23 protein-coding genes are annotated in these 23,885 nt (G+C 63.6%); 3 read left to right on the forward strand and 20 right to left on the reverse strand.

Going from position 1 to position 23,885, the window contains the following annotated elements; all coding sequences use genetic code 11:
• Nucleotides 1-4: 4 nt before the first annotated feature.
• The 6 genes from B047_RS0114640 to B047_RS0114665 all read right to left on the reverse strand — a co-directional run bounded on the left by B047_RS0114640 (nt 5) and on the right by B047_RS0114665 (nt 7,348).
• Nucleotides 5-1,384 carry a glycoside hydrolase family 13 protein gene (locus B047_RS0114640; protein ID WP_018467724.1) on the reverse strand — a complete coding sequence of 460 codons (1,380 nt, stop codon included), beginning with the start codon at nt 1,382-1,384 and terminating at the stop codon, nt 5-7.
• A gap of 4 nt (nt 1,385-1,388) precedes the next feature.
• Nucleotides 1,389-2,207, reverse strand: coding sequence for a carbohydrate ABC transporter permease (locus tag B047_RS0114645; RefSeq protein ID WP_026234934.1), 819 nt, complete (start codon nt 2,205-2,207; stop codon nt 1,389-1,391).
• Nucleotides 2,200-3,015, reverse strand: a complete 816-nt coding sequence (locus B047_RS0114650) for a carbohydrate ABC transporter permease (RefSeq protein WP_018467726.1) — start codon at nt 3,013-3,015, stop codon at nt 2,200-2,202. Before B047_RS0114650 ends, B047_RS0114645 begins: the two co-directional genes overlap by 8 nt.
• 127 nt (nt 3,016-3,142) lie before the next feature.
• Nucleotides 3,143-4,375, reverse strand: a complete 1,233-nt coding sequence (locus B047_RS0114655) for an ABC transporter substrate-binding protein (protein WP_018467727.1) — start codon at nt 4,373-4,375, stop codon at nt 3,143-3,145.
• A 20-nt stretch (nt 4,376-4,395) separates the two neighbouring features.
• The gene (locus B047_RS0114660; protein ID WP_018467728.1) at nt 4,396-6,135 is read right to left on the reverse strand and encodes an alpha-amylase family glycosyl hydrolase; all 1,740 of its coding nucleotides are present in this window, start codon (nt 6,133-6,135) and stop codon (nt 4,396-4,398) included.
• 205 nt (nt 6,136-6,340) lie between these two features.
• On the reverse strand, nt 6,341-7,348 hold the full coding sequence (locus tag B047_RS0114665; RefSeq protein WP_018467729.1) for a LacI family DNA-binding transcriptional regulator: 1,008 nt from the start codon (nt 7,346-7,348) through the stop codon (nt 6,341-6,343).
• A 213-nt stretch (nt 7,349-7,561) separates the two neighbouring features.
• On the opposite strand from B047_RS0114665, the gene B047_RS16965 reads away from it, so the two are divergent.
• Genes B047_RS16965 through B047_RS0114680 form a run of 3 tightly spaced genes read left to right on the forward strand, consistent with a single transcriptional unit; the run spans nt 7,562 to nt 8,178 of the window.
• Nucleotides 7,562-7,783, forward strand: a complete 222-nt coding sequence (locus B047_RS16965) for an AbrB/MazE/SpoVT family DNA-binding domain-containing protein (protein ID WP_211209162.1) — start codon at nt 7,562-7,564, stop codon at nt 7,781-7,783.
• Nucleotides 7,780-7,941, forward strand: a complete 162-nt coding sequence (locus B047_RS17735; protein WP_018467731.1) for a hypothetical protein — start codon at nt 7,780-7,782, stop codon at nt 7,939-7,941. Before B047_RS16965 ends, B047_RS17735 begins: the two co-directional genes overlap by 4 nt.
• A 39-nt stretch (nt 7,942-7,980) precedes the next feature.
• Nucleotides 7,981-8,178 carry a hypothetical protein gene (locus tag B047_RS0114680; RefSeq protein ID WP_018467732.1) on the forward strand — a complete coding sequence of 66 codons (198 nt, stop codon included), beginning with the start codon at nt 7,981-7,983 and terminating at the stop codon, nt 8,176-8,178.
• Between the two features lie 272 nt (nt 8,179-8,450).
• On the opposite strand, the gene B047_RS0114685 is transcribed toward B047_RS0114680, so the two are convergent.
• The 14 genes from B047_RS0114685 to B047_RS0114750 all read right to left on the reverse strand — a co-directional run bounded on the left by B047_RS0114685 (nt 8,451) and on the right by B047_RS0114750 (nt 23,529).
• Nucleotides 8,451-9,617: a hypothetical protein gene (locus tag B047_RS0114685; RefSeq protein WP_018467733.1), complete on the reverse strand. Its 1,167-nt coding sequence runs from the start codon at nt 9,615-9,617 to the stop codon at nt 8,451-8,453.
• A gap of 165 nt (nt 9,618-9,782) precedes the next feature.
• Nucleotides 9,783-11,099, reverse strand: a complete 1,317-nt coding sequence (locus B047_RS0114690; protein ID WP_026234936.1) for a S8 family serine peptidase — start codon at nt 11,097-11,099, stop codon at nt 9,783-9,785.
• 63 nt (nt 11,100-11,162) lie between these two features.
• A complete protein-coding gene (locus B047_RS0114695; protein ID WP_026234937.1) occupies nt 11,163-12,422 on the reverse strand; it encodes a hypothetical protein in 1,260 nt (419 codons plus the stop codon).
• 154 nt (nt 12,423-12,576) lie between these two features.
• Nucleotides 12,577-14,265 (reverse strand): tetratricopeptide repeat protein, encoded by a 1,689-nt coding sequence (locus B047_RS0114700; protein ID WP_018467736.1) that lies wholly within the window; start codon nt 14,263-14,265, stop codon nt 12,577-12,579.
• A gap of 112 nt (nt 14,266-14,377) precedes the next feature.
• Nucleotides 14,378-15,514, reverse strand: a complete 1,137-nt coding sequence (locus B047_RS0114705) for an oligogalacturonate lyase family protein (RefSeq protein ID WP_018467737.1) — start codon at nt 15,512-15,514, stop codon at nt 14,378-14,380.
• A gap of 9 nt (nt 15,515-15,523) precedes the next feature.
• A complete protein-coding gene (locus B047_RS0114710; RefSeq protein ID WP_018467738.1) occupies nt 15,524-15,859 on the reverse strand; it encodes a cupin domain-containing protein in 336 nt (111 codons plus the stop codon).
• Nucleotides 15,860-15,874: 15 nt separating this feature from the next.
• Entirely contained in the window at nt 15,875-16,801 is a 927-nt protein-coding gene (locus tag B047_RS0114715; protein ID WP_018467739.1) for a sugar kinase, read from the reverse strand.
• Entirely contained in the window at nt 16,798-17,439 is a 642-nt protein-coding gene (locus B047_RS0114720; RefSeq protein WP_018467740.1) for a bifunctional 4-hydroxy-2-oxoglutarate aldolase/2-dehydro-3-deoxy-phosphogluconate aldolase, read from the reverse strand. The genes B047_RS0114715 and B047_RS0114720 overlap by 4 nt, the downstream gene beginning before the upstream one ends.
• Before the next feature lie 7 nt (nt 17,440-17,446).
• Nucleotides 17,447-18,196 carry a 2-dehydro-3-deoxy-D-gluconate 5-dehydrogenase KduD gene (gene kduD, locus B047_RS0114725; protein WP_018467741.1) on the reverse strand — a complete coding sequence of 250 codons (750 nt, stop codon included), beginning with the start codon at nt 18,194-18,196 and terminating at the stop codon, nt 17,447-17,449.
• Nucleotides 18,197-18,271: 75 nt separating this feature from the next.
• Nucleotides 18,272-19,069 carry a 5-deoxy-glucuronate isomerase gene (iolB, locus tag B047_RS0114730; RefSeq protein ID WP_018467742.1) on the reverse strand — a complete coding sequence of 266 codons (798 nt, stop codon included), beginning with the start codon at nt 19,067-19,069 and terminating at the stop codon, nt 18,272-18,274.
• 54 nt (nt 19,070-19,123) lie between these two features.
• Nucleotides 19,124-20,656, reverse strand: coding sequence for an extracellular solute-binding protein (locus B047_RS0114735; RefSeq protein ID WP_157205954.1), 1,533 nt, complete (start codon nt 20,654-20,656; stop codon nt 19,124-19,126).
• A 9-nt stretch (nt 20,657-20,665) separates the two neighbouring features.
• Nucleotides 20,666-21,532 (reverse strand): carbohydrate ABC transporter permease, encoded by an 867-nt coding sequence (locus B047_RS0114740; RefSeq protein WP_026234939.1) that lies wholly within the window; start codon nt 21,530-21,532, stop codon nt 20,666-20,668.
• A 9-nt stretch (nt 21,533-21,541) separates the two neighbouring features.
• The gene (locus tag B047_RS0114745) at nt 21,542-22,399 is read right to left on the reverse strand and encodes an ABC transporter permease (RefSeq protein ID WP_018467745.1); all 858 of its coding nucleotides are present in this window, start codon (nt 22,397-22,399) and stop codon (nt 21,542-21,544) included.
• Nucleotides 22,400-22,491: 92 nt separating this feature from the next.
• Nucleotides 22,492-23,529, reverse strand: coding sequence for a LacI family DNA-binding transcriptional regulator (locus B047_RS0114750; protein ID WP_026234941.1), 1,038 nt, complete (start codon nt 23,527-23,529; stop codon nt 22,492-22,494).
• Nucleotides 23,530-23,885: the final 356 nt, after the last annotated feature.

Here is a 23,885-nt window from a genome sequence, read left to right on the forward strand (position 1 = left end):
GCAATTAGCCACTACTCAGCAAAACCCAGCCCCTCAGGGGCTCCAACCGGGCAAAGTGAACAGACCCGTTCCGTACAGTGAACTCCTTGTGACTCAAGACCTCAATGAGGTGAGTTCCCTCGGGGAATGCCACCGGCAGGGCAAGCTCACGGGGCACCGGGGTGTTGTTGAGTACCACCAGCACCCGTTCCCCGCCCAGCACCCGGTAGAAAGCAAACACCCGATCCTCGGCGTAAGCCACCTCGAAGGCGCCCCGCCTCAGCACGGGGTGCGCTCTGCGCAGGGCCAGCATTTGGCGCACGGTGGCGCGGATCTCTGGCTTCCAGCGCTCCGGCTCCCAGAGCATCGGGCGGCGGCAGTCGGGGTCGTTGCCGCCCTCCATCCCGTTCTCGTCGCCGTAGTAGAGCATCGGGGCGCCAGGGTAGGTTAGCAGAAAGGTAAAAAGAAGCTGCACGAGCTTAGGGTTCCCGCTGCATTCAGTAAGGACACGCGAGGTGTCGTGGCTGCCCAGGAGGGTCAGCATCCCCCATTCCGAACCCTCGGGCAGCCGCTCGCGCAGCAGGGTGAGGGCGCGGGCAAAGCTGTCGGCGGCCAGGGCGTTCTTGAGGAAAAAGTCGAAGAGCAGCTCGCGCAGCCGGTAGTGCATGGCCCCATCGAAGGTGTCGCCCTGCAGGAAGGGCCAGGGGTCGCGCCACTCCTCGGCCACCAGGTAGGCCTCGGGGTAGCGCGCCTTCACCGCCTGCCGCAGGCGGCGCCAGAAAGGGGGCTCGAGCTCGTAAGCCACGTCCATACGCCAGCCGTCGATGCCGCGCCCTAGCCAGTAGAGCACCACTTCCTGCACGAAGGCCTCGACCTCGGGGTTCTTGGTATTGAGTCGGGGCAGCCAGCCCACCCCGCCGCAGGTGGCGTAGTTGGGCAGCTCCGGCCGCAGGGGGAAGCCGTAGGGCATGAACCAGTCGCGGTAGGGCGAGCGCTCGCCCTGTTCGAGCAGGTCTCTGAAGGGCGCGAAGCCCACGCCGCAGTGGTTGAACACCCCGTCGAGCACCAGCCGCATCCCCCGCCGTTTGATCTCAGTCACCAGCCGATCGAAGGTAGTGTCGTCGCCAAAGTGGGGATCAATCTGAAAGTAGTCGTAGGTGTCGTACTTGTGGTTGGTAGCGGCTTTAAAGATGGGGGTCAGGTAGAGGGCGTTGCAGCCCAGGTCGGCGATGTAGTCGAGGCCCTGAATGATGCCCTCGAGATCCCCACCGAAGAAGTTATCGCGGGTGGGGGCCGCGCCCCAGGGCTCGGTGCCGGGTGGGTCGTTGGCGGGGTCGCCGTTCCGGAAGCGCTCAGGAAAGATCTGGTAGAAGACGGCGTCTTGAACCCAGTCGGGGATCTGCACGGCACTACTCCTTGAGGCCGGTGTTGGTGATGCCGGCGATGAACTGCCGCTGCGCGGCGAGGAAGGCCAGGATGGCGGGTAAGGTGACGATGGTGGCGGCTGCACAAAGCAACGTCCAGAACACCCCGTACTGCCCCTGGAACATGGCTAGGCCCACCTGCACGGTGCGCATGTCCGGTGAGTTGGTCACCAAGAGCGGCCACAGGAAGTCGTTCCAGGCGAAGAGGAAGGAGAAGATCGCGCTGGCCGCGATCACCGGGGTGGACAGGGGCAGCACGATGCGGAAAAAGAGGGTCAGGCGCCCAGCTCCGTCCATCAAAGCAGCTTCCTCGAGCTCCCTGGGCAGCGAGAGGAAGAACTGGCGGAAGAGGAAGATCGCGAAGGCCGAGACCGCCCGCGGGACGATGAGGGCGTTGTAGGTGTCGATCCAGCCCAGGGCGTTCACCACCAGGAAGCTGGGGATGAGGGTCACGGGGAAGGGGATCATCATGGTGCCCAGCACCAAGAAGAACAGCAGGTTGCGCCCGGCGAAGCGCATCCGGGCGAAGGCGTAGCCGGCCATGGCCGAGAAGAGCGTCTGGGAGAGGACGATTCCCACCGTCATCACCGCGCTGTTGAGGAAGAAGCGGGGGAAGGGCGCGGCCTGCCAGGCCTTGGCGAAGTTCTCCCACTGGAAGTGCGTAGGAAATAGCAGGGGCGGCTGGTACAGCGCGCTTTCGGGCTTGAGCGCGGTGGTGAGCATCCACAGAAAGGGCATGGCTGAGAGGAAGGCTCCGCCCGCGAGCAGCAGGTGGGTCAGCACGACTCTCAAAGACCTAGCCATCCTCTTGTCCTCCTCGCGTCAAACGGAACTGCATCAGCGTGACCACAAAGATCAGGGCGAACATCACGTAGGCCACTGCCGAGGCGAAGCCCAGCTCGCTATAGCGAAAGCCCTGGCGGTAGAGGTAGTAGCCCAGCACATCGGTGCCCCCCAACGGCCCGCCCGAGGTCATCACGTAGACCAGGTCGAAGACCTGGAAGGCGTCGATGAGAGCGGTGACGACCAGGAAGAAGGTGGTCGGAGCTAGCAGAGGTAGCGTGATATAGCGGAACTGCTGCCAAGGGCCCGCCCCGTCGAGCTGGGCCGCCTCGTAGTAGGTCTTGGGGATGCCCTGCAGGGCTGCCAGGTAGACCACCATGTTGAAGCCCACCCGCTTCCATACCCCCACCACAATCACAGCCACCAGGGCCCAGGAGGGGTCGCTGAGCCAGGAAGGACCTACCAGCCCCACCTCCGCGAGCCCCCGGTTCACCACCCCCTGGGTGGGGTCGAAGAGGTACTTCCACACCACTCCGCTGGCCACGGTGGGGGTGATCACCGGCAGGAAGTAGAGCACCCGGTAGAGGGCCTGTCCCCGCATGGGCTGGTTGAGCAGCACGGCCACCCCCAGGCCGAGGGCCAGCGCTAAGAGGGTCACCCCGCCCGCGTAGCGCAGGGTGACCCAGAGCGAGTTCCAGAACTCCCCGGAGGCCAGCAGCCTGGTGTAGTTGGCCAGCCCCACGAACTCACGGGTGGGTGAGAGGCCGTTCCACTCAAACAGCGAGAGGTAGAGCGAGTAGAGGGCCGGGTAGAAGTTGAAGGTACCCAATACCGCAATGGTGGGTAGCAGGAAAAATAATGCCGCTGGTAACTCCCCAAGGGTACGCCTCCAACCCCGATGGGCAGCGGAGCCCACTTGGTGAAGGCGCACCCCATTCATCAAACACTCCCTTGCCTTAGCGCAGCAGCGGCGCGACTTCTTGTGCAGCCCGGTCGAGGGCTTCCTTGGGGCTCAGCCGACCCAGCAAGGCTTCTTGCACGTATTTAGCGAAGATATCCGAGATCTGGGGATAGCGGGCCACCGGCGGGCGGGGCCTGGCAAAGGCCATCGAGTCCACGAAGGGGCGCATCAGGGGGCGGGCGTTGCTCACCCAGGCCCGGTAGGCCGGGTCGTTCGCCACCGAACGCCGCACCGGCAGGAAGCCGGTGCTCCGGTCCCACTCGACCTGTACGGGGGTGCTGCTAAACCAGTTGATGAAGTCCCAGGCCGCCTTGGCAGCAGCCGCATCTGCGTTCTGGAAGATGAAGATCTGTTCCCCACCCATGTTGGTAGCCGGGCGTCCACCGGCAGGGTACGGGAAAGCAGCCGCGCCCAGCTCGAAGTTGACCTGCTGCGGGAAGAACTGGGTCATCCACGAGCCGTCCATCACCATCGCGGCCTCGCCGCGACCGAAGAGGCCCCACGGGGCCACCGGAGCCACCTTCTCCTTCTGCACCAGGTCCACCAGGAACTGCAGGGCCCGCACCCCCTGGGGCGAGTTAAAGGCCGGAGCGATGTTATTGGCATTGAGGAACTCGGCCCCCGCGCCCCAGAAGTACACCTGGGTCTGCCAGGTGGTGCCCTCGCCGCCCTGGGTGAAGAGCTCTATGCCCCACTTGCCGGTTTTCTCCTTGATCTGCTTAGCATAGCGCAACAGCTCGTCCCAATTGCGTGGGGGTCGGTTAGGGTCGAGCCCGGCTTGACGGAAGAGGTTTTTGTTCCAGAACAGCCCAAGGTTGGAAGCGCTCACCGGCAGGCTATAGCGCTTGCCCCGGTAGAGCCCGTAGACCAGGGGGCCGGGGAAGTAGTCGGCGAGGTTGAGGTTGCTCTGGCGGATGTAATCATCGAGCGGGGCCAGCGCGCCGCTTTGGGTGAGCAGGGGCATGGCGACCAAGTCGGAGATGGCCATGGTGGGGGTCTGCCGGGCGGTGATGGCGGTCTGCAGCTTGGTCAGCAACTCCCCGCCGGGCACGAACACTGCCTCGATGATGACGCCGGGGTGTTCCTTCTGGTAGCGCTCGATGAGGCCCTGCAGAACCTGCCCGTTGGCCCCGTCCCAGTAGTGCCAGAAGGTGAGCTTCTGCGCCGTACCCAGACTGAGGAGCGCGACGGCGGCGGTTGCGATTGCCTTGAGCCAGTGTGCTTTCATACTTTTCCTCCTTGACCGAACTAGAACGTCGGGTAGATCTCGACCGTTTGGCCGCCGCAGACGGTGTAATTGACGCCTTGGGACCAGGTGGTGTCGTTAATAAGAGGCTTGTACTCCACGCAAGTGCCCGCCGGGATGCGTTCGGTCTGCCAGGTCCACAGGTCGGGCCCCTCGTTATGCGCGCCCCGGCCCATGTCCCACCACAGGGGATACTGGCTGCCGCGGATGAAGATCGAGTTTCCCCAGCCGACGTTGTAGCGGACCTTGATCTTGGTCAGGGTGGTGGTCGGTGGGCTGTAGGGAGCGACGCTTCCGGGCACGAAGATCGCAGCCTGTTTGGCCCCCAGCGTCACGGTGATCTGCTTCCCCGTCACGCCGCCGGATTGCACCGTGACCGTCTGGCTGGTGTCGAGCAGGTTGGTAAGCACGGTTCCCACCGCCAGGGTGCTCTCCGCACGCAGGGGGATGGTGCGGGTTTGCGGATCCCAGGCGTTGGTGAATGCCGCGATCGCCTCGGCCCCACTGGAATCGACGCGCCGGGAGAAGGCGTAGACCTGGTTATCCTTCCACATCTCCCGCTGGGTGCCGCGCCGGAGGGCAACATAGTCTTTGCGGATTTGGGTGAGGCGCTGGATATGCTTGTAGATGTTGTGGTTCTGGTTGTAGCTGCTGAGCATCTCGCGGTTGTGCTCGTTGGCAATCCCTGACCATTCCTTAGGCCGGCCATCGCCGTAGTAGGCCTGCTCAGTTCCGTAGTAGACGTCTGGGATGCCGCGCGCGGCGAAGATGAAGCTTAGCGCCAGGCGCAGGCGACGCCAGTCGTCATCGCCCACGGTGAGGAAGCGGTCGCGGTCGTGGTTGTCGATGAAGGTCACCAGCCGCAGTGGGTTCTGGTACTTGTAATCCTGGGCGAACAGGTCGCCGAGCTTGTTCATGCTCTGGTCGTAGGCGAATACGTCGCGGATGGTGAAGAACAGGGGGAAGTCCAGCACGCCCCACTCGTATCGCTGGTAGTCGGCGACGTAGTCCACGCTGCCTTCAAAGACCTCCCCAAAGGTGGGTTTGCCTAGGGCTTGTTCGAACTCCTGCAGGAACCATTTGGGCATCCCGCGCGCCACATCCACCCGTGCAGCATCGAACCCTACTGTGTTAAACCAATTCTGGTACGCGCCAATGATGGCCGCCTTGGCATCCGGGTTGGACTGGTCGAGGTCGTCAAGGCCGCCTAAATCGTAATTCTCGACCTGGTACTGATTGTTCCAGTCTGTGATGTTGCCGTTGTGGTGGTACCAGTTGGGGTTGTTGAACGGGGCTGCCGGGGCGTTGTTGGGCGGGTTATACGCGGTGGCCTGGGGGTCAAGGAAGTCGCCGGTGTGATTGGGGACTACGTCGAGGATCACTGCGATGCCGTTGGCGTGGGCCAAGTTGACGAATTCTTGCAGCTTGGCGGTGTTGCCGAAGTGGGGGTTGGGCGCGTTGTAGTCGTAGGTGAAGTAGCCGTGATACCCAGCCTCACCCCCGTCCTTGCTCACGTCCTGATCGTCAGAAACCGGGGAGATCCAGATGGCCGTGACCCCGAGGTTCTTGATGTAGTTGAACTGGTTGATCAGGCCCTGCCAGTCCCCGCCCTGATAGAACTTGAGGTTGCCGGGTCGGTACTCGTTGAAGCCCTGGTTGTTGTTGTCGGGATTGCCATCGTTGAAGCGGTCGGTGAGGACCATGTATACGATGTCGTCCTCGTTGAACGGTTCGCTGGTCACTACGGCTGGGTTGGCGGGGTTTGCGGGCCCTACGCCCTCCTTTTGTGTACACCCCGCCAGTAACAGGGCCAGTCCAAGTACCAACGCCAGTTTTTGCCAAGCAGTTCTTTGTGCCATTCGTTCAACACCCCCTCGCCGTCCTCCGAGAGTGTGAGGCGGAAGCTTAAGGCCGACCACGGGTTGTTTTGTGCAGCTGCCTCACCCCCTAGACCCTGGACGACTCCCGCACCACCAACCGCGGACTGAGCACCCGGTGGGTGACCTCGGCGGTGGGGCGCTCGAGCCGTTGCAGCAGTAGCCGCGCGGCCAGCCCCCCCATCGATTCGATGGGCTGCTTCACGGTCGACAGCCCGTAGGCCTCGGCCCAGGGCTGGTCGTCGTAGCCCACCAGCCGCACCTCGCCTCCGACTTTGATCCCCTTGTGGGCGAACTCGTCGATGAGACCCTGAGCCAGTAGGTCACAGGTGGCGAAGATGTTGATCGGACCCTTGAGCTGCTGGAGAATTTCTTTTGCCGCCAGGCGCCCACCATCCCAACTGAACTCGACGGTGATCACGTTGGCCTTGGACAATTTCTCCCCGGCTTCCTGGAAGGCTTTTTGGAAGCCCTTGAGGCGCTCGCGGAAGACGCCGCTGGCGAAGGGGGTGTCGAAGCGCTCCTCGATCATGACCACGAAGGTGGGGGCGGGGCGCTCGAGGAGGTGCCGACCCGCGAGGTAGCCCCCCTCGACGTGATCCACCGTCACGCTGTCGTAGGCGGTGTGGGCGATGTCGACGAGGACGGTGGGCAGGTCGGCGGGGATCTTGCCGCCCTCGAAGAGGCGGTCGGGGTTGAGCGAGGCCAGGATCAGGCCGTCGGCGTTGTAGGGGGGGGCGGAGGGGTTGCGGTAGCGCTCGAGGCGGCGCGGGCTCAGCAGGGGGAAGAGCCCGGCATCGTAGTCGCGCTGGGCGAGCCCCTGGTCGATGCCGTTGATCAGGCGGTTGTAGAAGTCGGTGCCGATCATGGGCAGCAGAACCGAGACCGACTGGGTCTTGCCGGTGCGGAAGGTGCGGGCGGCCTGGTTAGGCCGGTAGCCGAGCTGCTCGACGGCGCGCTGCACCTTGGCCCGGGTCTCCTCGGACACGTCGCGGTAGCCGTTGAGCACCCTGGAGACCGTGCTCACGGCGACCCCGGCGAGCTGGGCCACATCCTGGATGGAGACGCGTGTGTTCATAACCCCCTTTCGGCGACGTAGCGTGGGTGACGTGCCAAAATCATTTCCGAAATCGTTTTTGTGCCTTGAATATAGATCCTGCTCCTCAAGTTGTCAATAGGGTCTCGAAGGACGAGGCGCTCTAAAAGTCTGATTCGGAAGCAGCTTTCGCCCTGCTTTTGGCAAAATCTGCTAATATTGGCAATATGCAGACCACCTTGGACCGCTTTGGGGGTGCTCATTCCCAAGAAGTTGCGTGAGCGGCTGGGCTTGCGGCCAGCGGATACCCTCGAGGTGCGCGTGGAGGAGGGCCGGCTCACCCTGCAACCCCTGCGTACCCCACCCCCCCTGCGGCGCAAGGGGAAGGTATTGGTGGTGGCCAGCGAGGCCACCGGCGACTTAGGCCAGGCCCTGACCCGGCTCCGAGAAGACCGTCTGGACGAGCTTTTCCGATGAGGCTGCTCTTCGACACCTCGAGCCTGGTGGCCGCCTTTGTGGAGGCTCACCCGGCGGCCTGGAGATGGCTCGAGCGGGTGCTGGAAGGCGCTCATACCGGCCTGGTAGACCTACTGCCCCGCAGGATAGCGCAGTCTCCAGGGTTGTGGTCTAGCTGAGCCTGGCAGATTACCCCACCCCGCAGGCTGCGCCGCTCGATGACCGGACTGTTCTGGAGCGAGCAGGACAAGGCCACCTGCGGCGCGAACTCAACCGGCTGCGGCACACCCCCCCTGGCCAAAGCCCTGCATACCGAGCGCGACCTGCTGGGCCTGGAGCCACCCCAGACCGACGTGGCCGAGTTTAGAGCGGCCCTGGAGCATGAAGATTTTCCTGCCGCCCAATACCAGTTTTGAACCATAGAGGGTGTGGGGCGGCAGTCCCCCCGCAGTTCGGTCGGTCGGGGAAGGATAGCCCCACCAGGGCGAAGCCCTGTATAATGCTGTTGTAGGTCGTCCCTGGAACGGGAATGCGCGTAAAGGGAGCCGCAGGCAAGTGCCCTACACACGTCTGAGCCTGTGAGGATGGTCGCGCGAAACTCCAACCAAACGTAGTTGGTTGCAAGTAGTTCATTGTTTGAGGCGGAGGTTGTGACCCCCGCCTCCTCTGCTGTAGGGCTCAAAATGGTCTAGTTAATGTTCACGTTGCAGTTCTTGCAGATGATGATGATGATCTTGATCTTGGGCCATTTGATCTTGAGGGTAGGCTCCTCCGGTGAGGTGATGTTGTCCTCGATGCCCATGCCGGCGGGGCCATCATTGGGCAGCACCTGAGCGGGTAGGGTGGCGATGACCTGTTTGGGATCGGCCAGTTTGGTGAGTTGCACGGCATACCCACCGGCGGTGTCTCGCACTAAACGCAGGTTCAGGAAGAGATCCGGTTCCGAGGGGCACCACACGTTTGCGGGGCCGCAGTCGGTGGTGGGGCCGGGCAGCCAAGGCTTCTTGCGCAGGTACAGGAAGCCCAGGTTTTCCCCCACCAGTTCCTCGATGGGGGTGCTATCCCGCAGCTTGGGATTGTCGTAGGGCACGGCCACCACGGAAACATCTTCCCGCTGGAGCCAAATGGGCGGCCAGAGGGGTGGGAAGGGTTTGGGCCGGCCGCAGCAAATGTCCTTGAACTTGGCCTCGTAGGTGCCAGTGTCTAGGGTGCTGTTCAGGGGACGGCCCGGCAGGGTGTCGGGGGGCAGGCTGCTCACGATGTGCATCCGGGCCGGGTTGGGGTCGTTATTGCTGCCAAACACGATGATGATGTCGATTTCTTTTTCGAACGGATTGATGGAGATCTTGACTCTGACTTTTGCTGTGTCGACACCCTCGAGGTTGCCCTGCTGCTCCACCTGGGCAGGAACCCGCACCGAAGGGGTTCCAGGGGCGCCGAACCACTCCAGCTCATAGCCTCCTTGAGGGGACTGCCGCAAGTAGGCCATTCTGGCCTGCGGGTAGCAACGGGATGGGGGGGTGCACTGCGGCGAGGGCTGCTTGATGGTGATGAAAAGGGGTTTGTCCACCAAAGGCCAGGGAAAGGGTGGGCGCCACGGCCCGCCGATGAGCACGATTTCTTCACGATCCTTGACCATCGTCAGGGGGCGTGGCGCGGCGGCCTGAGGGCTTACCCTCTGAGGCATGAGGTCGGAAAAGGCGTTCACCGCCTCGTCCAACAGGGCCTGCTCGGAGTCGTAGAGGGCCGCGTCGTTTTGGGTGAGCTGTTCGAGGGGGGCCTGGGTGGGGTTGGGGCTGCAAGCGGCCAGTATCCCAAGGGCCAGCATAAGGGCCATCAACAGGCTTCGTTTCATCTCGACCTCCTGGAGTCTTTCGGCTCCGGAGGCAACGCTAGCAAAAACGCTCTTAAACCAGCCTGAACGCTCTCTGAATGGGCGGACTGCCGAGAGGCTATACGGGGTGAGCGAAAAGCGAAGGCCCCTGGCACAGGCCAGGGGTCCTTTGATTCCAGGCCCGGCTCAGGGGTCCTGGCTCAGGTCAAGCATCCCCGCGCCCACCGCTTGGCTGGGGTAAGGCAAGGGCTTGGCGTGCTGCTGTAGGGCTTGCTGGAGCTGGGCCGGGCTCAGGTTGGGCTGGGCCGAAAGCCACACCGCCATGGCCCCGGCCACCAGCGGGGTGGCGAAGGAGGTGCCGGTGCAGCTACCCACGCTCCCCCCGGGCTTTATGCAGTCAAGGTCGGTGCCCGGTGCGGCCAGGTCTACGTAGGGGCCTTGGGTGCTGTAGGGGGCAGGTCTCAGGCCCCCTTGGGTAGGGTTATCCTCCAAGGCCCCCACGGCCACCAGCCCCGGCAGGTCGAAGGCCGCCGGGTAGTGGGTGGGGCTGCCCTGCTGCCCCTGGTTCCCCGCGGCGGCGGCCACCGGGATGTTTTGGCTCAGCGCGGCTTGCAGGGCCAGCTTCAGCGCTTCCACTGGGGTATCGCCCCCCAGGCTCAGGTTTAGGACGGTGGGGCCATGGCGGTTTTGCACCACCCAGCACACCCCCCGCACCACCCGGCTGGCCCGGCAGACCCCGTTCCCGTCGCAGACCCGCACCGGGATGATCTGAGCCTCAGGGGCAACCTCCCTCACCAACCCCGCTGCGCCGGTGCCGTGGCCGTTTGGGAAGGCGTCCTGAGGGGTGGTGTCGTTGTCCACAAAGTTGTAGCCCGGGAGCTGGGGAATAGCTGCGTCCACCCCGGTGTCCAGCACCGCCACCTGCACCCCCTGCCCCTTGTAGCCCCGGTTCGTGGCCAAAGGAGCCCCCACTGCTTCTCCGCCCGGGGTGCCGGATAGGCTCCACAAGCTCTCGGGGTCGGCTTTGTAGCTGGGATCCTGGGCCTCCAGTTCTTCTAGAGCTTTGCCCAAGGCTTCACCGCTATAGCCCAGCTCGGCCAAGGCGAAACCGCAGTCCGAGAGGTCGTCCTTTTGGATCAGGCTGAAGTCTTTAGGGAGCTTGGGGGTTTGCCCCAGGGGCAGCCGGAGCAGGATCCGCGTGGGGTCTACCTGGCCCAGTACGCCCAGGGTGGCGCGCGCCTCCCGGCTTCCGGCCACCACCCGCACCGGCTGAGGGCCGCCCGGCACGCTGGGCACCTTGAAGCGCAGCCGTCCGGCTTCACGGGCCGTCACCGTGGCCTCCACGCTGCCCACAAAGACTTGGGTACCCTCCGGGCTCATCCCGCTGAGCCGGGCTTCTACTTCCTCCCCCAACGCCGCCCGGCTGGGAGAGAGCGTCAGGTTGGGGCCTGAAGGGGTACAGGCCGAAAGCAAGAGCAACGCTAGCCAGAACCATCTGCGCATGGGGCACCTCGTCGTGGTAGGGAACGCTATACCCGCTCAGATCCAACAGCCAGGCGGGCATGGCTAGGGAAGGGTGATGGGGCTGCCGCCCACGGTGTAGCTACCCTCTGCGCTGGGCCCGGCCACCTCGGTGCTGGCGGTGAAAACCGCGGGGTCGGTTGCGTCCAGGCTGAGGAGGTTGCCCGGCGAAAGCACCGCCGAAATCTTGACGCTGACGCTGCCGCTAAAAGGGGTATAGCTCAGGCCGCTGCTCAGATCGGGGACGGCGTAGCTGGAGGTGCTGCCCAGCCAGCCGTTGGAGAGGGTCACCTGGTAGCTTAGGCCCGAACCGGTTAAGGCCACACTATACGCCTTGAGATTGGCTCCGCTGTAGCTAAGGCCGGAGATGGTGGGGTGCGCTGCGGCGGTTACGCCCAAGCTACCCGCAGGCCAGGGCGTAGGCAGGCTGAGGCTAGGGGCGCCGCCGCCGAAGCCCTTGAACTGGCGCACCGATCCCGTATTGGTTGCGTTGGTGGCGCTTGTGGCGGCTATGTAGCGGTCGCCTGAGCCGAAGCCGGCCACCGGACGGTAGGAAGTACCTGCACCTACCATGCCGGTGCCCTTGTTGTCCCCACTTACGTAAAAGATGGCTGCTTGAACTCCCGGACCAAGCGAGTTAAAGCTGTATCCGCTGGGCAGGGTGGGCGCAGTGAAGTTGACCAGGCTGGTGGAGTCGGAGGTTTGCAGCATCACGTTGGTTGAGCCGCCGTTGGTGACGTTGACGTTGCGCACCACCTTGGCCCCACGGACGGTAAGGCCGCTGGGATCAAACACCGTGATGACCAGATCCTGCGGGCCAAGCGGGAGATTCGCGTTCACATCTACGGTGGTGTTGCTGCCTACGGCTGCGGAATTGCCAGGTCCAAGTCCAACGGCCACCTGATCGCTCGGCTGGATGCCCCAGGCGCCCATCACCGTGCTCAGGTTGACCTGCACCGTGAAGGGAACAGGGGTAAGCGTACTGCACACCACCTTGGGGTTGGCGAGTTCGGCGTTGGTGGCCTGGATAAGCTGCACCTGGGCGCTGCTGCCGCTGCCACAGCGCACCGCCACCCCGTACTTGCTCTGGCTGCCCAGATTAAAAGTACCCGTTTTGGTGGTGGTGCCGCTCAGGGTGAGGGGCTGCCAGCTCCCCGAACCCACCTGGTAGAGGGCAGCGCCGAAACTACCCCCAGGGTCTTCCACGGTGAGGGTGATGCTGTTGGGGGGTGGGGGCGTGCCTCCGCCGCAGGCAGCGAGGAAAAGAACCACAGCCGTGGCTAAAAGTGCTTTGGGGTTCGGCATCTTTCCACCTCCTTGAAGTAGCCCACGGCAGACACGGGTTCTGCCGAAGGTGCCTAGAAGGTAGCAAAGGGGGTCTTAACGCGGTCTGAACGCTGGGTTGCCCGAAGCCCCTGGCCTGCTCCAGCCGTTCCTAGGCGAGGTTCACGCCTTTATTTTAGCGTGCAAAAGATTGCAACCGACTCCTGTACCGCTCGGCCAGCACGGTGTAGCGGGCTTCCTCCAGCAGGGTGATGGCTTCTTCTAAGCTGGCCCGCTCGCCGGTGAGTTCGGCCAGGTTGGCCAGCACCGCCGCCGTCAGCACCCACTCCTGACCCGCTCGAGCCAGGCGCAAGGCTTCGCGGTAGGCTGCCTTGGCCTCCTCCGATCGCCCCTGGCGGTGGTAGAGGGCGCCTAGGTTGTTCCAAGCCCGCCCCATGGCCTCGAGGTTGCCCTGGGCCAGGGCCAGCGACTCCTTGTACAGGCGTTCTGCTTCAGCAGGCTGGCCTTGGCGCTCCTTGACCACCCCTAAGTTGAGGTAAACCCGGGCCCGCAAGCCCCCACGCTCCCCGATGGCCTCGAGCACCTCGGCAAAAGCCGCTTCCCCCTGGCCCATCTCGGCCAGCGCCACCGCCCGGTTGCCCAAAGCCCCCAGGTGGCGCACCTCCTCCCCGGCCATCAAGAAGCGCACCGCCGCCCGGCTGAAGGCTTCCGCAGCCTCCTGAAAGCGGCCCTGGCCCAACAGCATCATGCCCTGCAGATTGAGGGCCTCGGCCTGGGGGTAGGCGCCTCCCTGGGCCGCCACCTCGGCCTCGGCTTGGGCCTCGGCAAACTGCCCCAAGCGCAGCAGCACGCTGCCGCGCAGGGCGCTTCGCTCGGGGCTTGGGGGCAGCTCATCCAACAGCTCCAGGGCTTCCTTGTAGCGACCCAGACGCTCCAGAGCCCGCGCCCGCAAGAGCAGCAGCTCCGGGTCGGGGGCCAGATCGGCCAGCAGGGCCAGCGCTTCTTGAGGCTGCTCTTCCACCTGGGCGCGGGCCAGCCGCAACAAGGCCATCCGGCCCCTGGGTGCATCGGCCTCTTCCCAGAGGGCACGGGCCGCCTGGTACAGTGGGGCGGCCTCACCCAGGGGAAGCTTACGGGCCAGCTCGAGCGCCACCCTGCGCCCCTCCACCGTAAGGGGTACCTGCAGCATCGGCTGGCCTTGGGTTCCCAGCAGCCCCCGCCCAACGAGCACATCCAGCGCCTCTGCGCCCACACCCAAAAGCTCCACGGCCCGGGCCAGCCCTACCAGCTCTACCGCAAAAAAAGCCCGGCACACTTCGGGGGCAAAGGCGAGGAAGGTGGGTTCTTCTTCGATGACCTCTTCTACCCCCGGCAGGCGACGGGCCTCTTGCACAAGGGCTTGGGCTTCCTCGGTCCAACCCAGGCCGTACAGGGCCTCGGCCTGCCGCAGGTGGGCCGCCCACAGCGCTTTGGCCAGGGCTTCGCGCTTGGACCAGACCCACTCCTCGAGCTCGGGGGGTAGCCCGTCGTCGGCCCCCTCCAAAAAGCGGCCTTTGTACAGGCGGCGGGCTTGTGCCAACTGCCCTTGGGCCAGAGCACTTTGCAGCTCTACGGCGTCGCAAGGTATCTCGGCCCGTAGCACCTCCTCACCCTCTATGCGAACCCCCGCCGCGCGAAGTTGGGTGAGGGCTACCGAGAGGCTGTTGAGGCCGTCGCTAGCCCCGGGCCACAACAGCTCGGCGAGGTGACGCCGCGAGCGCGCTCCTTCCAGGGCTAGGTAGGTCAGTAGCAGTAAGGGTTTTTTCTTGCGAAAGCCCTTGATCTTGGGCTGTTCCAGCGACAACTCCCCCAGTGTACGCAGCATGGCTTCGGTTTACGAGTTTAAGCCATTTTAGCGGCGCTCGGGCCAAGATGGTCACGGTGCGCGCCGACGCTGCGGGCTTCGGTTGTGGAGCCGATGGCTTGGGCGGGCTCCCTCAGAGCTCGAGCAGGTACAAGTTGACCCGCCCTCCCCGGTCAGAGGCGTAGAGGATGCGCTTCCCATCCCAACTGAAGGTGGGGTGACAGTGACTGGCTTGGGTGTGCCAGGAAGTGCCGTGCTCACACAGCAGCTCGAGGCTTGCCTCTTCTCCGGCGATGTCGATGAGCACCAGGCAATCCGCGTCATCGCCCACCAGGAGGGTGTTGGAGGGGTTGGCGTGGTAATGGTTGCAGTAATAGGGCATCGCGATTTGGCGCACCAACTGCCCATCGCGGTCTACGAAGCCCACGTAGGGGCGGAAGTGGTCGGGGGTAGGCTCTTTCACCACCGCCTGGGTTTTGCTCGAGGTGATGGTGCCGTCGTGGCCGGGGCCGCGGTTGTCGAAGAAGATCAGCCCGTCGTGGGTCCAGAACTCGTGACCTACCGAGTCGGCTTCGTCCTGGCGGAAGATAGGCCGGACTCGCCGGGCTACCAGGTCGAGCAGCCAGATGCGCTGGGTGACCAGGTTCCAGGGGCCTTCGTGGCAGAACATGGCCAGGGTAGGGTCGTCCGGACAGAACTGGAAGTGTCCCAGCCAGTGGGTGTCGCAGTAGGCGTCGAAGTAGCCCGAGCCGTCGCTGCGGGCTAGGGTGATGCGTCCGTCCTTGATCTGGTAGAAGCTCTCCTTGAAGCCTCCGTAGTTGACGTTGGTGTTGACGGCCTGCACCCGCTCGTTGCGGGCGAAGCCTACGTAGCGGCGGTTGGGGCTGATCGAGGGGGAATAGAGGTTGTACCCCCCGTCGTCCTCGTAGAGCACGCGGGTTTTCCCGGTACGGGTATCCAGGAGCTTGACCTTCCCCGCGGTGAGGTAGGCGATGAGCTCGCTGTCGGGGGTTTTGGTGACGCTGCCGACGGGGTGGTCTTCGTCGGTGAGCTGGGTGATCTCGCCGGTTTGGTAGTTGAGGCGGAAGATGTTGTAGTGGGGGTTTTCGTGCGGGGCACGCTCGTGCTTGGAGGCCCGATCCGAACGAAAGATGATCTCGGGCCGGGTAAGGTCGAAAGAGTTCTCGGTGAAGTAGAGGTGTACATTGTTGCCGCGGTCGGTGAGCTGGGTGATGAGCCGACCGCTTCGGGGGTCACGAAACTGGCGCATCCGGCCTCCTTACTCCGGGTGGGTGGTGGGGCCCTCGAGCAGGTCTTCCCGAAGGGGAGAAAAGATGTCCAACAACTCTCCAGCTTCTAAGGCCTGGGTGCCGTGCTCGAGGCCGCCGGGAATGCACAAGAGGTCGCCGGCGGAAAGCTCGAGCACTTCTTCTCCTACCTGAAAGCGAAAACGCCCGCTCAGAATCTGGGTCAGTTGCTCGTGAGGGTGCGCGTGCAGGGCGCCGATTGCCCCCTTGGCGAAGCGAACCCGTACCGCCATCATGCGTTCGCCTAAAGCTACCAAGCGTCGCTCGACGCCTGGCCCAGCCGTTTCCCAATCGCTGTTGCACTCCATGCAAACTCCTTATCCTTAAGTGTTCAGTGGCCAGGGTTGGGGCGGTATGGCTCCCCTGTAGGCCAGCTTGGTCGCGGCCAGGTGGTTCGCCCGGATAGCGGCTTGGCAAGGTTCCTGCCCCTGCAGAAGGCTGTGCAGGAAGGCCCCGTTCCAGGCGTCCCCTGCGCCCGTGGTATCGCGAATGTGCCGGGGGGAGGTGGCGGGGACGTACAGAGGTTGTCCCTCCCAGGCCAGCCAAGCCCCTTCGGCCCCCGCTTTGAGCCCTACCCGTGGAAAGCGGGGGCTCAGGGCCTGCAAGGCTATGGGGGCCTCCAAGGACTCCAGGCCTTGCAGGGCTAGGTCGGCGGGAAAGCTCGGCAGGAGCACATCCACGTAGGGGGCGAGCTCTTCAAAGGCCTGCTGGGCGGCTCTTAGCCCACCGCGCTTTTCCCATAAGGCCGGGCGATAGTTGGGGTCATAGGCTACCAGGGCCCCGCTCGAGCGGGCCAGTTGGGCGGCTCGAAGGGTGGCGGCCTGGGCCGAGGGGGAGATGGCCTGGGTGATGCCCGACAGCAGCAGTATGCGGGCTGAAGCTAGGTAATCGGCTTCGAGGTCCTCGGGGGCAAGCCGAGAGGCGGCGCTGCCGGCGCGACGGTAGGTGAACTCGCGCTCCCCCCCTTCCCTCAGGCTGATGAAGTAGACCCCGTTCTCACCCTCAACCAGTGGGGCACAGCGGGTATCGATGCCCTCCGCACGCCAGGCCGCCAGCAATCCTGGCCCAAAGGGATCGGAACCCACGCGGCTCACGAAGCCGGTGTGCGAGCCCAGCCGAGAGGCGACTACCAGGGCGTTGAGCACATCCCCGCCGAAGGAGCGGGTGAAGTGGCGGGCCTGGGCCAGGGGTTCCTCGGCGAAGAACTCCACCATGCACTCGCCCACACCAATTAAGTCCAGCACCTTCATGCTGCGCCTGCCTTCTCCAGCGCCTGGCGGGTGGCGGCCTCGATGGCAGCCCAGTCCTTGCTCTCGAGCGCGGCTTGGGGGAAGAGATTCGAGCCCAGGCCCACTGCCAGGGCTCCGGCCTGGCGATAGGCCAGAACTTCACTGGGCTTAATCCCCCCGGTTGCCAGGATCTGTAGGTCGGGGAAAGGCCCCAGCAGATCCTTGAGGTAGCGGACTCCCCCGCTCGAGCCTGCCGGGAAAACCTTGATCACTTCGGCGCCCAAGCGCCTAGCCTGCGCGATCTCGGTAGGGGTGAGTACGCCCGGCACGTAGGGTACTCCTGCTTCGCGCCCCAGCTCCAGCAACGCTTCGTCCAGGTGGGGGCTGACCAGGAATTGCGCGCCTGCCTCGAGCGCAGCGCTTCCTTGCTGTGCGTTCATCACCGTGCCCACACCCAGCAGCACCCCTTTGGGTAGCTGTTCGTGCAATCTGCGTAGGGCTTCGAGCACCCCTGGGGTGGTGAAGGTTAGCTCGAGGGCCCGCAAACCGCCACGGGCCGCGGCCTGCGCGGCCTCTACGGCGTCTGAGGCCGCTGGGGCTCGCAGCACCCCTACCACCCGGGCTTGGGCCAGTACGCGAGGGAAATCCTGAGCGCTCATCTCGCTCCTAGCGGGCCATCCAGCCCCCGTCCACTACCAGGATGTGGCCGTTGACGTAGTCGGAGGCCGGCGAGGCCAGAAACACCGCCGCGCCCACCAGGTCTGCGGGCTCGCCCCAGCGCCCGGCGGGGATGCGCTCGAGGATCTGCCTCGAGCGCTCGGGGTCGGCCCGCAAAGCCGCGGTATTGTTGGTGGCGATGTAGCCCGGTGCAATGGCGTTGACGTTGAGCCCTTTGGCCGCCCACTCGTTGGCCAAAGCTTTGGTGAGGCCCGCTACGGCGTGCTTGGCTGCGGTGTAGGAGGGTACGCGGATGCCCCCTTGAAACGACAGCAGCGAGGCGATGTTGATGATTTTGCCTCTTCCGCGCTTCAGCATTTCCCGGCCTACGGTTTGGGACATGCGCCACACTGCGTTAAGGTTGAGTTCGATCACGTCTTGCCAGTCGGCGTTGCCGAAGTGCTCGGCCCACTCCCGCCGGATGATGCCGGCGTTGTTGACCAAGATGTCTACGGGCCCCAGGGTGGCTTCAACTTCAGCAACCACCCGCGCCGCCGATTCCGGCTTCATCAAGTCCGCGTATACGGCGTGAAAACGCCGTCCGGCCGCCTCCACCGCCTGTTGGGTCTGGAGGGCGTCGGCGGTGGGGCTGACGATGGCCACATCGGCCCCAGCCTGGGCTAAACCAATGGCGATGGCTTGTCCGATGCCCACCGCTCCGCCGGTAACTAGGGCTATTCGGCCCTTGATCGAAAACATCTCCACGTAAAACCTCCCTGTGCTGGGTTTTTCAGCGGCAAGATGGCCCGCTGGGCCTCGAGTTCATGTCTTTCCCTAAACCATCCCTACCGTTTTCTGCACCCAGGCCAGGTCGGGATCGAAGCGTACCCCCTGCCGCCGTCCCTCGCCAGCCAAGAACCACAAGTAATAGCCGGTGTACCCGGGTGCGCTGACGTAGGTGTGGTAGCCGTGGGGGATGGAGAGCAGGGTTTCGTCTTTAACCAGGTAAGTTTGGTCGTAGCCGCGCTCGGGGCTGTAGTGGCGGGTGAGCCCCCAACCTTCCGCAGAGGAGATGCGGAAGTAGTACATCTCCTCGTGGAAGACCTCGCTCCCCTGTGCGATTTCGTGTTTATGCGGGGGATATGTGCTCCAGTTGCCGCTGGGGGTGAGGGTCTCGCCCACGATCAATCGGCTGGCCGGTCGCCCGTCCGGCTCGACCAGGATCTCGCGGAAGTGGCGGGTAAAGTTGAGGGTACCCCACTTGCCGGTGTTGACCTGCTCGGGTCGGATCTCGTAGGGCTCGGTCTCGAGGTCGCTGGGTGCTGAAGGCAAGGCGGCTTCGAAGCGGGTATGGGCCCGCACCGTGTAGAGCTGCCCTTTGGGCAGGTAGACGCTGTGAGGGTTGCCCGCGAACACGTTGGGCCTTCCCCCCACCCGTGCAAACACCCGCCCTCCCACCTCGACCTCGGCAGTACCGGAAAGGGCTACCAGTAGCACCTCGCGCTCGCCGGTCTGGCCGGTGTAGCTCTGGCCGGCCTCGAGGTTGAGCTTGGCGAAAGCCAGCAGCTTGCAGGCTTCATCGTCCAGGGGCTTTAAGCCTGGACCTTGGGGAATGGTGTGGAAGTAGCGCATCAGGCTCCTCACTTTAGGAGGGGGCAGGGCTTGGTCGGACCTGCCCCCTAGAACTCACTTCAGATATCCGCTTTCCCTCAGGGCCTTTTCCGCTGCCGCTTCATATTGCTCGAAGCGGATGTTGCGCAGGCCACTCAAAAACTGATTCCAGCTCGAGTCGTTGATGGGCCGCTGACCCAAGGCGAACTGCACCAGGTTCTCCGAGACGTAGCGCTCGAGGTCGGCTTGGTTGGAGGCGGCTTTGACGATGAGGTCGCCGGTGCGGTCAATCCAGTTACCCTGGCGCTGAGCTTGAGCCATAAGCTGGTACATCACGTACTTGCGTCCGCCGACGCTGATCTCGGGGTAGCGGCCCCGCATCTCCAGGGGGTTGCCGTTGAAGGCCAGCCAGCGCATCTGGGTATAGCTTCCGCGCACGCTGATGGGGATTTGGGTGTTGACGGTAGGCACGTTGTTGGGCAGGGTGTAATCGGTCTTGTAGCGGCCCCAGCCCAGCAGGAAGTAGCCTTCGCCGCTATGGGCCCACTCGAGGAAGCGCGCAATGGCCGAACCCTTACCGGCATCCATGGCCCGCTTGGAGACCGCATATAACCACCCGGCTGAGGAGTAGGTGCCCATCGAACTCTTGCCCTCGGGGCCTTTGGGCGGCGGCAGCAGAAGCAGCTCGGCATTGGGGTTGTTGGCGTGGAAGTTCTGTAAGCCTGCTTGCAGGCCGCCCACGCTCTCGAAAAACATTCCGTAGCGCCCCTGCTGCCAGCGGGTGCGCAGGTCGGCCCGGCGCATGGTGACCCAGTCCGGGTCAATGACCTTAGCCTCGACCAACCGCCGGACGTACTCGGTAGCCTTGCGGAAGTTGGCCTCACGAACGTTGGCGGCAAAAGCCTTGGGGTTATAGTTCCAGGTGCCGGCCACGCCGTAAGCGCCATAGACCCACTGGAAGTGGTTGCCCAGGCCCAGACCCGGCAGGATACCGGCAGTGTCAAAGTCGATCACCCCACCAAAGCCGTAGGTGTCGTTGCGCCCGTTGCCATCGGGGTCGCGCTCGGTGAAGGCCTTGGCTACCTCGAAGAACTCCTCGAGGGTGGTGGGAGCTTTAAGCCCCAGCTTATCGAGCCAGTCCTTGCGCACCCAGATACCGTACTGACGGCTTAGGGTTACGGGTTCTAAAAAGCCGTAGATCTGGCCGTTGCTGGTGACCAATAGGTTGCGCCGGGTGTTGCTATAACGGTCAGCAGTACGCTTGGGCATCAAGGAGAAGAGGTTATTCACCGGAGCAAGCTGGCCTTGCTGTACCAGGCGGTCGAAGAGGGCCAGGCTGCGCACCTCGAAGAGGTCGGGGAGGTCGTTGGCTGCGGCTAGTGCTCCCAGGCGGTTGTCGCCGTCGGCCCCGGTAGGCAGCATGGTGAACTTGAGGTTGATACCCAGCTTATCCCGCACGATGCGATAAACCTCCCAATTGGCCGGGGGAGCGGGTGCTTCGGGATTGGCCGCATACAGGGCTACGCTAAGGTCGGTGAGGTTGGCCTGGGCCTGCCCCAGGCTGCCGCAAACCATCAAAGAAAACAAGATCCTAAAGCCTATGCGCATCGCTACCTCCTATTCCTTCACACTGCCCAGGAGCACACCCTTGGTGAAATAGCGCTGGATCCAGGGATACACCAAGAGCATGGGCAGCGTGATCAGGACTACAGCCGCCATCTTCAAAGCCTCCGCCGGAGCAGCCTGGGCCGCTCCGCCCTCGACGTACTCCGCCACGTTGAGGCCGGTAAGGATATCGCGCAGCACCACCGGCAAGGGCATGAGGTTGCGGTCGGAGAGAAAGAGGATGGGCTCGAAGAAGTTGTTCCAGTTGGCCACGCCATAAAACAGACCGATGGTCAGAAGAATGGGCCGGGAGAGCGGCAGAACGACATGCCGCAAAATTTGCCAGTCGTTGGCCCCGTCGATGCGAGCGGCCTCCTCTAGGCTTTCCGGAAGGCTTTGGAAGAAGGTCTTCATCACCAGCAGGTTGTAGACGCTCACCGCCCCGTTGAGTAGCACCGCCCAGTAGCTGTTGAGTAGCCCAAGGTCTTTGACCACCAAGAAGGTAGGGATCAAGCCGGCGTTGAAGAGGAAGGTGAAGAGGATCAGGCCCACGATGAAGCCCCTCCCGGGCAGCTCCCGCCGGGAGAGGGGATAGGCGGCCATGACGGTGAGTGTGAGGCTGATGGCCACCCCACCAAAGGTCAGGATCAGGCTGTTGAGTGTAGCCTGCCAGATAGTGGGTTGGAAGATGAGCTGAGCATAGGATGCGAAGGACCATTCCCACGGCGGCAGGAAAAGGCTGGGGCTTTTGCCAAAGGGCAGCAGCGAGACCATTGCCACGTACCACATGGGTACCAGGGTCACTACCAAAACCCCGATTAGAAACGCGTCAATTCCCCATTCGAACAGACGATCGCTACGGGACATTGCTTTTTTCATGGCTTCCTCCTAATACAGCCCAGTCCCCACAAAGCGCCGCGCCAGGCGGTTGGCCACCACGATCAGCACCAGGCCGATGATTCCTTTGAACAGCCCCACCGCTGTGGCCAGGCTGAACTGGAAGTTCTGGATGCCCTGTCGGTAGACCCAGGTATCGATGATGTCTCCCACGCTGTACACCGGCAGCGAGTAGAGCACAAAGATTTGATGGAAGCCCGCATCGAGGATGCTGCCGATTTTTAGCAGCAGCACCAACACCAGCACGTCCATAATGCCGGGGAGGGAGATGTGGCGCACCTGCTGCCAGCGTGAGGCTCCGTCAATGGCTGCGGCTTCGTAGAGGGTGGGGTTGATGGAGAGCAGTGCAGCCAGGAACAAAATCGCGCTCCAGCCGGTCTCCTTCCAGACCTCTGAGAGCACCACCACGGGTTGGAATGTGGTGGTGGAGGTGAGGAAGGGCACCGGCTCGAGCCCCAGCGCCCGCAGCCCGCTGTTGACGAGCCCTTCGCTGGGCGAGAGCATGGCCAGTAGGATGCCGTAGACGATGACCCATGATAGGAAGTGCGGTAGGTAGCTTATGGTCTGCACTACCCGTGCAAGAAAGCGACGGCTGGTTTCATGCAGGGCGATAGCCAGCAGTATCGCAGGGGGAATGCCGAGTACGATTTTGGCAAGACTGATGACGAGGGTATTGGTCAGGAGCTGCCCAAAATAGTAAGAGTTGAAAAACTCTAGGAAGTGTTGCAGTCCTACCCACGGGCTACCCCAAACCCCGAGGGTGGGCTGGAAGTCACGGAAAGCGATTTGGGCGTTCCACAGCGGCCAATAGCGGAAAATAAGAAAATACAGTAGGCCGGGCAAAAGCATGAGGTAGAGGCTTCGGTGGCGCCAAACCGAGCGGGCCAGGTGTTTTAAGCCCGGGCGTAGCGCAGAGGCGGGCCTGTTGGGATGGGCAGGATTCATCGGTTTCTCCTCCGGCTCCTCAGTGCTGGGGGAGGGGCGCTCGAGCCCCGAACCACCAGCTCGCTGGGGAACTCTATAAGCACGTCTTGCAGCTTTTCCCCGGCCATCGCCCGGGCGATAAGTTCCACGGCGGCCTGGGCCATGGCCGGGATGGGGTGGGCCACGGTGGTCAGGCCGGGGTGAGAATGGGCGGCGGCGGGGATGTCGTCGAAGCCCACCACCGAGAGGTCTTCGGGCACTTGTAGCCCACGGGAGCGTGCAGCAGCAATCACTCCGAAGGCCGTGAGGTCGCTAGCGGCGAAGATGGCGGTAGGTGGGTTCTCGAGACTCAACAGCTCGTGCCCTGCTTCCACCCCCCGCTGCTGGGTAAAGTCCCCGGGGCGTACCAACTGCTCGTCCCATAGCCCGGCGGCCATCATGCACTCCCGGTAGGCCCGCAAGCGTTCGGCGGCTTGGCTGGAGTGGCTCGCGCCGCCTACGAAGCCGATACGCCGATGGCCTAAAGCCATCAGATGCCTCACGGCGGCTAGAGAACCCTCGAAACTATCGGCGCGTACCACTGGAAGGTGGGTGGGGGCGCCGAAGTGGTTGACCAGCACCACCGGAGAGCGGCTGCGCTCGAGGGTGGCCAGAAAGCCCGCCGCTCCAATAGGAACCACAAACACCAACCCGTCGGCCAACCCCCCTAGCAAGGTGCCTACCCGTTCGCGCTCGCGCTCCGGGTCACGCGAGGTGGTGAAGACGGCCAGGTCGTAGCCCATCTGGCTGGCGGCATCGGCCGCGGCGCGCGCTACTTCGGCAAAGTAGGGGCTTACCAGTTCGGGTATGACCATCCCCAGGATCTGGGTGGGGCGCCCTCGCAGGCTGCGGGCGGCGGTGTTGGCCACGTAGCCGAGCTGGCTGGCTGCCTGGAGAACCCGTGCCCGAGTGGCCTCGGAGATGCGCCCCTTATTGTTGAGCACCTTGGATACCGTGATCATGGAGACACCGGCGAGGCGGGCGACGTGAGCTAGGGTAACCTTTTCATCAGACATAGTGATGCATTGTCCTTATCGAACTAACTTTTTGAGTTAACGTTAACTCAAACGATAGCCTTCAAGCCATATCCTGTCAACCCCATCCCGGTTATATAGGGGAGGGGGTTGTGGGAAAGCTATAAAAAACTCCCGCGATTGGCGGCATGCTCGCCTGCGTTGCGCTGATCTTTAGGCCTGACTGGAACGGTTTTTCGCAAGCACCGCCTACAGCGACTTGTTGCTGTAGACACCAGTTGTAGCGCAAGCGTGAGAAAGGCGGTAACAGTCACGCCAGAGTAAGGGCTTTTCCCTTCAGGACTTGCCTGCTGGGATGACAATCCTATGAGAGTCCCCTCATATGTTTGGGCCGGGAG

This window comes from Calidithermus timidus DSM 17022 (genome assembly GCF_000373205.1).
GTDB lineage: Bacteria > Deinococcota > Deinococci > Deinococcales > Thermaceae > Calidithermus > Calidithermus timidus.